The organism is Oscillibacter sp. KLE 1728, assembly GCF_934833455.1.
In the GTDB taxonomy this organism is placed as follows: domain Bacteria; phylum Bacillota; class Clostridia; order Oscillospirales; family Oscillospiraceae; genus Oscillibacter; species Oscillibacter welbionis.
Genome location: NZ_CAKVVF010000032.1, coordinates 5,417 through 11,002, shown reverse-complemented (window position 1 = coordinate 11,002; position 5,586 = coordinate 5,417). Strand labels below are relative to the sequence as shown.

Here is a 5,586-nt window from a genome sequence, read left to right as displayed (position 1 = left end):
TCTTTCGGCCAGCGGTCCAGCAGGTCCCGGTCCGCCCGGGCCCAGAAGTCCTTTGCCGGTTCTGTCATAGTTCCACGTCCTTTACTTGTGATATTTGGTGCCTGCGTTGATCTGATACGCCCGGTAGATCTGTTCCAGCACCATCACCCGGGCCAGATGGTGGGGGAAGGTCATGGGAGACATGGAGAGCCGCAGCCTGGCCTCTGCTTTGATGGAGGGGTGCAGGCCAAAGGACCCGCCGATGAGAAACACCAGATGTCCCACGCCCTGGCTGGCCCAGGCAGCCATCTGCCGGGCCAGCGCCTCGCTGGACCGCGGCTCTCCCTCCACGCACAGAGCGATCAGGGCGGCGCCGGATGGGAGCTTGGCCCGGATGGCAGCAGCCTCCTTCAAAAGGGCCGCCTCGATCTGGGCGGGGGAGGGGGCCTCCGGCAGCCGCTCCTCCGGCAGTTCTACCAGCTCCAGCTTACAGAAGCGGGACAGCCGCTTGACGTACTCCGCCGCGGCGTCCATATAAAATTTCTCCTTCAGCTTCCCGACGCACAGGATCGTCACCTTCTGCATACGGACCTCCTGCTCACGGTGTGGGCTGGGCCCAGGCAGTCCCTGGGAGCCACAGACAGCAGAGGCGAGACACCTGCGGCGGAGAGAGCCCGTTCTACGGCAGTTTGCGCCATGGCGGGCGTATTATTCTCCCGGCTCAGATGGGCCAGGATGATCTCTGATGTGCCGCTCTGCGCCAGAACGGCGGCAAAACGGGCGGCATCCTCATTGCTGAGATGGCCTTGTGCGCCCAGAATCCGCTGTTTCAAATAGTAGGGGTAGGGCCCGCTGCGGAGGGTCTCGATGTCGTGGTTGGCCTCCAGCACCGCCAGATCCACGCCCTCCAGAATGTCGGCAGCCTCGTCGGTGACGTAGCCGGTATCCGTCAGGACACCGACGGCGCCGCCGGCGGCGTCCAGCCGGAAACCACAGGAACCGGGAGCGTCATGGGATGTGGGAAATGCCGTCACGGCAAACTCTCCGATAGACTGGGGGATGCCGAAGTCCAGCGCGTCCAGCCGTGTCTCTGCGCCGGGCAGCCGCCAGGATAGCTCCCGGGCGGCCCGCTCGGTGGTAAAAACCGGGGCGGCGCAGCGCTTGAGCAGCGTCTGCAGGCCGGAGATGTGGTCCGCGTGGGTGTGCGTGATGAGAATGGCCGTGAGGCTTCCGAGCTCCAGGCCCAGCTCCCGCAAAGCGGCAGTGATGCGGCGGCAGGAAATGCCCGCATCCAGCAGAATATAGCTCTCCCCGCAGGAGAGCAGCAGCGCGTTCCCGGAGGAACCGCTTGCCAGCGTATGTACGGTGGTCAAAAAACATACCTCTTCCGGTGAAAAGTAAGACGTCCACAAGGGAGGCCGTCGACGAAAGTCGCCATCCTCCATCGCGGACGTAAAATCGCTCGATCTATGGAAATGTCTTGATTGTATAACCCCGCGGCAGCGGGGGAAACCTAGAGAAGCCTGTACCCCGTTTCAGCCAATGTGGGCCTCCAGCTCCTCGGACTCACCGGGGACCTCCACGGTACGGATGGAAGCGCCAAGGCCCTGGAGCTTGGTGACGATATCCTCATAGCCCCGCTCGATATACTGTACGCAGCTGATCTCGCTCTCGCCCTTGGCAGCCAGGGCAGCGATCACCAATGCCGCGCCGGCCCGCAGATCGCAGGCCTGGATGGGCGCACCGGTGAGATGGTCCACGCCCTCCACCACAGCGGTCTTGTCGTCTACCTGGATGCTGGCGCCCATGCGCTTGAGCTCATCCACATAGCGGTAGCGGTTGTTCCAGACGCTCTCCGTCACCAGGGAAGTGCCCTCCGCCAGGCAGAGGACGGTGGTGATCTGGGGCTGCATATCTGTGGGAAAGCCCGGATAGGGCATGGTTTTCACATTGGCCTTCTGCAAGGGGCCGCTGCGGCGGACCAGAAGGGTGTCCTCCCGCTCCTCTACCTCCACGCCCATCTCCACCAGCTTGGCGGTGATGCAATCCATGTGCTTGGGGATGATATTCTTCACCAGGATCTGGCCGCCGGTGGCAGCCACGGCGGCCATATAGGTGCCTGCCTCAATCTGGTCGGGAATGATGGCGTAGCTGCCGCCCCGCAGGCGGTCCACGCCCTGAATTTTAATGGTGTCCGTGCCGGCACCCCGGATGTTGGCGCCCATCGAGTTGAGGAAGTTGGCCAGGTCCACGATATGGGGCTCCTTGGCAGCGTTCTCGATGACGGTGTTGCCTTCCGCCCGGACGGCGGCCATCATGATATTCATGGTAGCGCCCACGGAGACCACATCCAAATAGATGTTGGCGCCCTTGAGGCGGCCGGTCTCCGTGGAAGCGTTGATGAAGCCGCCCTCCACCATGACCTTGGCGCCAAGCGCGGTAAAGCCCTTCACGTGCTGGTCGATGGGGCGCACCCCGAAGTTGCAGCCGCCGGGCATGGCGACCTCCGCCTGGCCGAAGCGGCCCAGGAGAGAACCAATCAGATAATAGGAGGCCCGCATCTTCCGGGCCAACTCATAGGAGGTTCGGGTGGAGCGGATGCGGCTGGCGTCGATCTCCACTGTATGGCGGTTGATGACGCGGATGCCGGCACCCAAATGCTCCAGAATCTTCAGGGACAGCGTCACATCGGAGATCTGGGGGATATTTTCGATCCGGCAGACCCCGTCCACCAGCAGAGCGGCGGGGATGATGGCAACGGCGGCGTTTTTGGCGCCGCTGATCTCTACTTCACCAAACAGGGGATGACCACCCTGTACAATATACTTTGTCAAAGTCGATACCCTCTCTTCAAAAGGCGCTTTCTTTTGTGGCGGCACCTGTAATTTCTATGAAACAGTGTGCCCGGCCCGTGCCGCTTCATACCCGCTAAAGACCTGCGAAACCGGAGAAATTTTCCGGATGGGGAAGCTCACACACCCAAACTATACCATATCCCCGCGCAAAATGCAAACCCTTCCTGCGAGCCGGACGGGTTCCGCGTCAAAATTCGTCAAAATTCCAAAGCCGCCGACGGCTGAAAACAGCCGCTTCAGGCCGAATCGCGGCGCACAGGCGGAGAAATTTGGAAACAAATTATCTGCCCGGCAGGGCTCCAGTTACTCAGCCGGAGGAGACGGCGCCGGTGTAGCAGCTGACATAATAATCAGCCGTATCCGTAGAAACGCACCAGGCGGGCACCAGGGCCATAGGAGTGGCTGTGGTGCTCTGCAGCTCATAACAGAGGTACAGGTCCGTCACGGCAGTGACCACCGCGCCGCTCTGAACGGTGCCGAGGAAGGCATTGAGGGCATCCAGAGCGGACAGGGCACCGTTCCCATTGGCGGTCTGTCCCGCCTGGGGCAGGTGGGTACCGCTGACGGAGGCCACCCGCCCGCCGGAGATGGAGAAGGAGACGGTGCAGTTGACCACCGGGGCCCCGTCGTAGGTCTGGACCGCGGAGGCGCTGCCGTCCTCCCCATCCAGGGAGAAGGCGAGGGCTTCGTAGTGGAACGCACGGCAGAAGGCCCGGCACAGGGCGTCCGCTGTCTCGCCGCTCTGTTCGATCACCACGTCAAAGGTGCCGTCGGACCGGAAGACGGCGCTGCCGTTTTCGCTTTGATAGGTGGTGACGCCGCCGCCACCATCAGACATGACCAGCTCATCTCCCAGGAGAAAGCCGGCCAGCTTCTCATCCTCGTCCGGGTCCCTGGACAAGGTCAGGCCGGCGGGCGGTGTGGCGCCGGGGATAATGCCGTCATCCAGAGAGACACCCTCCGCCGCGAACAGCTGCACCATCTGCTGACGGGCCTCTGCCTGGGCGGAATAGCCGGTGGTCAGCCGTACTCCCAGCAGGCCCAGGAGGCAGAGATTCATCAGAGCCAGGATCAGAATGATGATGTTTTTCAGACGGAAGCTCTCCATCCGTCGGACCTCCTTTCCACCGCCGGAGCGGCTTGTATCCGCTGCACTCAGTCCGCCAGCCAGCTGGCGGATACCGAGTCTCCGCCGCCGTCGGCATAGCCCACAGACAGCTCTGTGCCGGGATGCTCCGCTGCAATGGCCAGCGTCTGCCGCAGCGGCAGCAGGAGCGACGTCTCCCCGGCGGTGCTGTACTGCCGGAACCGCAGGGTGAGGCGGGTGACGCTGGTGCCGGAGAGCGTGATCTCGGCGGCGTGTCCGCCGTCGGAGAAGCGAATGGGGACACCATCGATCTGATATCCGAACAGAAGCTGGGTGGTGTCCCCGCCCTGACTGACGGACTCCAGATACAGCCTTGCCTCGCCGGAGCGGTCCTCTGTCAGCTGTTCCAGCAGGATACTGGCACCCAGCACGGCTTCCGCCGCAGTGGGGACCTCCTCCTGTGCGGAGATCTCCAGCGTAGCATCTGTTCCGCTGCGGTAGGTGATCTCCCCGGAGGGACGGATGTGAAGGGAGCGATCGGCTTCGACCTCGGTGATGACCTCCGTGCCGTCGGCCTCCGCATAGCGCTCCCGCGTGTTGATGTTGAAGCCGAAAGCCGCCAGCAGCCAGTCCGTGCCGGAGATGGATGAAGCGGCAGAGAGGACCGGCAGCTGCGGTAACTCCGTCGGCAGGATGGAGAGGGGAAACAGCTTGCCGTATAGCGGCTCAATCTCCACAACCTCAAAGGCGAAGGAGACGCTTCCCATGCCGGACTGGCTCACTGCCTCTGTAAGAGAATCTATGGAGAGGGCGGTGGAGGCGACGGTGCCGGTGAGGACGGTATCAGCACCGTCCCATACATAGAGATGGACGGAGCCGTCCGCCCCTGCGGCCAGCAGCAGACAGCGGGCATTTCCCTCCAACGCGGTGCCCTCTGCACCGGTGAGCTCGGCAAGCACCTGGAGGGGCAGGGGATTCAAAAAATCAAAATAGATGGAAGGGCCCGAGAGGGCACCCCGAAAGGCATCCGTTGCAGAAGGAGCAAGGTGCTGGACGGAGCCCAGAGCCTCCCGCAGGCCCAGGGCGGAGAAGCCGTCACTGTTGGTAGTGAAGCCCAGGCTGCCATACCGGCCGTAGGAGTCCGTGAGGACCACCCGTACCGGAGCGGGAAACTCCCGCAGCCGGGAGGGTGAGCCCTCGCCGGTCAGCCGCTCCAGATAGAGCGGGTCCTCCGACGTGCCCAGATTGTACAGCTGCAGCTGGGCGAACAGGAGCACCGCCGAGACGGACAGAAGCGCGATGGCGATGTTCTGGATGAGGTTGCGGCGCCTGCGCCGGGCCGTTTGATCCATGGGCGGCCTCCTTTCAGCGGTTTTGCGGATGTGACTTTCTCAGATGGGGTTGGAGGGCCCGCCGATGGGCAGCGTCAGCCGGATGGTGGTGCCGGGGCCCTCGTGGGGCGCCAGGGCGATGGTGCCGTGGTGGCGCTGGACGATCTCCCTGGCGATGGAGAGACCCAGGCCCGTGCCGCCGGACTCCCGGGAACGGGCCTTGTCCACCCGATAAAAGCGGTCGAAGATCCGGTCCCGATCCTTCTCTGGGATGCCGATGCCGTCATCGCAGACCTCCATCCAGACCTCCGCCTCTGTGGAGCCGGCGGTGATG

The 5,586-nt window shown here is 63.3% G+C and carries 6 protein-coding genes; all 6 read right to left on the bottom strand.

The features are described from left to right. Positions 1 to 81: 81 nt before the first annotated feature. Complete coding sequence (gene rlmH / locus QVE23_RS05370) at positions 82 to 564, bottom strand: 23S rRNA (pseudouridine(1915)-N(3))-methyltransferase RlmH (RefSeq protein ID WP_287967706.1); 483 nt, start codon at positions 562 to 564, stop codon at positions 82 to 84. Beyond that, positions 552 to 1,352 carry an MBL fold metallo-hydrolase gene (locus tag QVE23_RS05365; protein WP_025544043.1) on the bottom strand — a complete coding sequence of 267 codons (801 nt, stop codon included), beginning with the start codon at positions 1,350 to 1,352 and terminating at the stop codon, positions 552 to 554. Before QVE23_RS05365 ends, rlmH begins: the two co-directional genes overlap by 13 nt. Positions 1,353 to 1,514: 162 nt before the next feature. Continuing rightward, a complete protein-coding gene (gene murA / locus QVE23_RS05360; RefSeq protein ID WP_036629797.1) occupies positions 1,515 to 2,813 on the bottom strand; it encodes a UDP-N-acetylglucosamine 1-carboxyvinyltransferase in 1,299 nt (432 codons plus the stop codon). 328 nt (positions 2,814 to 3,141) lie between these two features. Beyond that, positions 3,142 to 3,942, bottom strand: coding sequence for a hypothetical protein (locus tag QVE23_RS05355; RefSeq protein WP_287967705.1), 801 nt, complete (start codon positions 3,940 to 3,942; stop codon positions 3,142 to 3,144). A 47-nt stretch (positions 3,943 to 3,989) separates the two neighbouring features. Beyond that, complete coding sequence (locus QVE23_RS05350) at positions 3,990 to 5,273, bottom strand: hypothetical protein (RefSeq protein ID WP_287967704.1); 1,284 nt, start codon at positions 5,271 to 5,273, stop codon at positions 3,990 to 3,992. A gap of 39 nt (positions 5,274 to 5,312) precedes the next feature. Continuing rightward, positions 5,313 to 5,586, bottom strand: a 274-nt coding sequence (locus QVE23_RS05345) for a sensor histidine kinase (protein ID WP_502919068.1), incomplete at its 5' end; no start/stop codon positions are given.

Excerpts from the sequence above, each read along its gene's own strand:
- rlmH (WP_287967706.1), bottom strand. The coding sequence starts at position 564 with ATGCAGAAGGTGACGATCCTGTGCGTCGGGAAGCTGAAGGAGAAATTT.
- QVE23_RS05350 (WP_287967704.1), bottom strand. The coding sequence starts at position 5,273 with ATGGATCAAACGGCCCGGCGCAGGCGCCGCAACCTCATCCAGAACATC.
- QVE23_RS05355 (WP_287967705.1), bottom strand. The coding sequence starts at position 3,942 with ATGGAGAGCTTCCGTCTGAAAAACATCATCATTCTGATCCTGGCTCTG.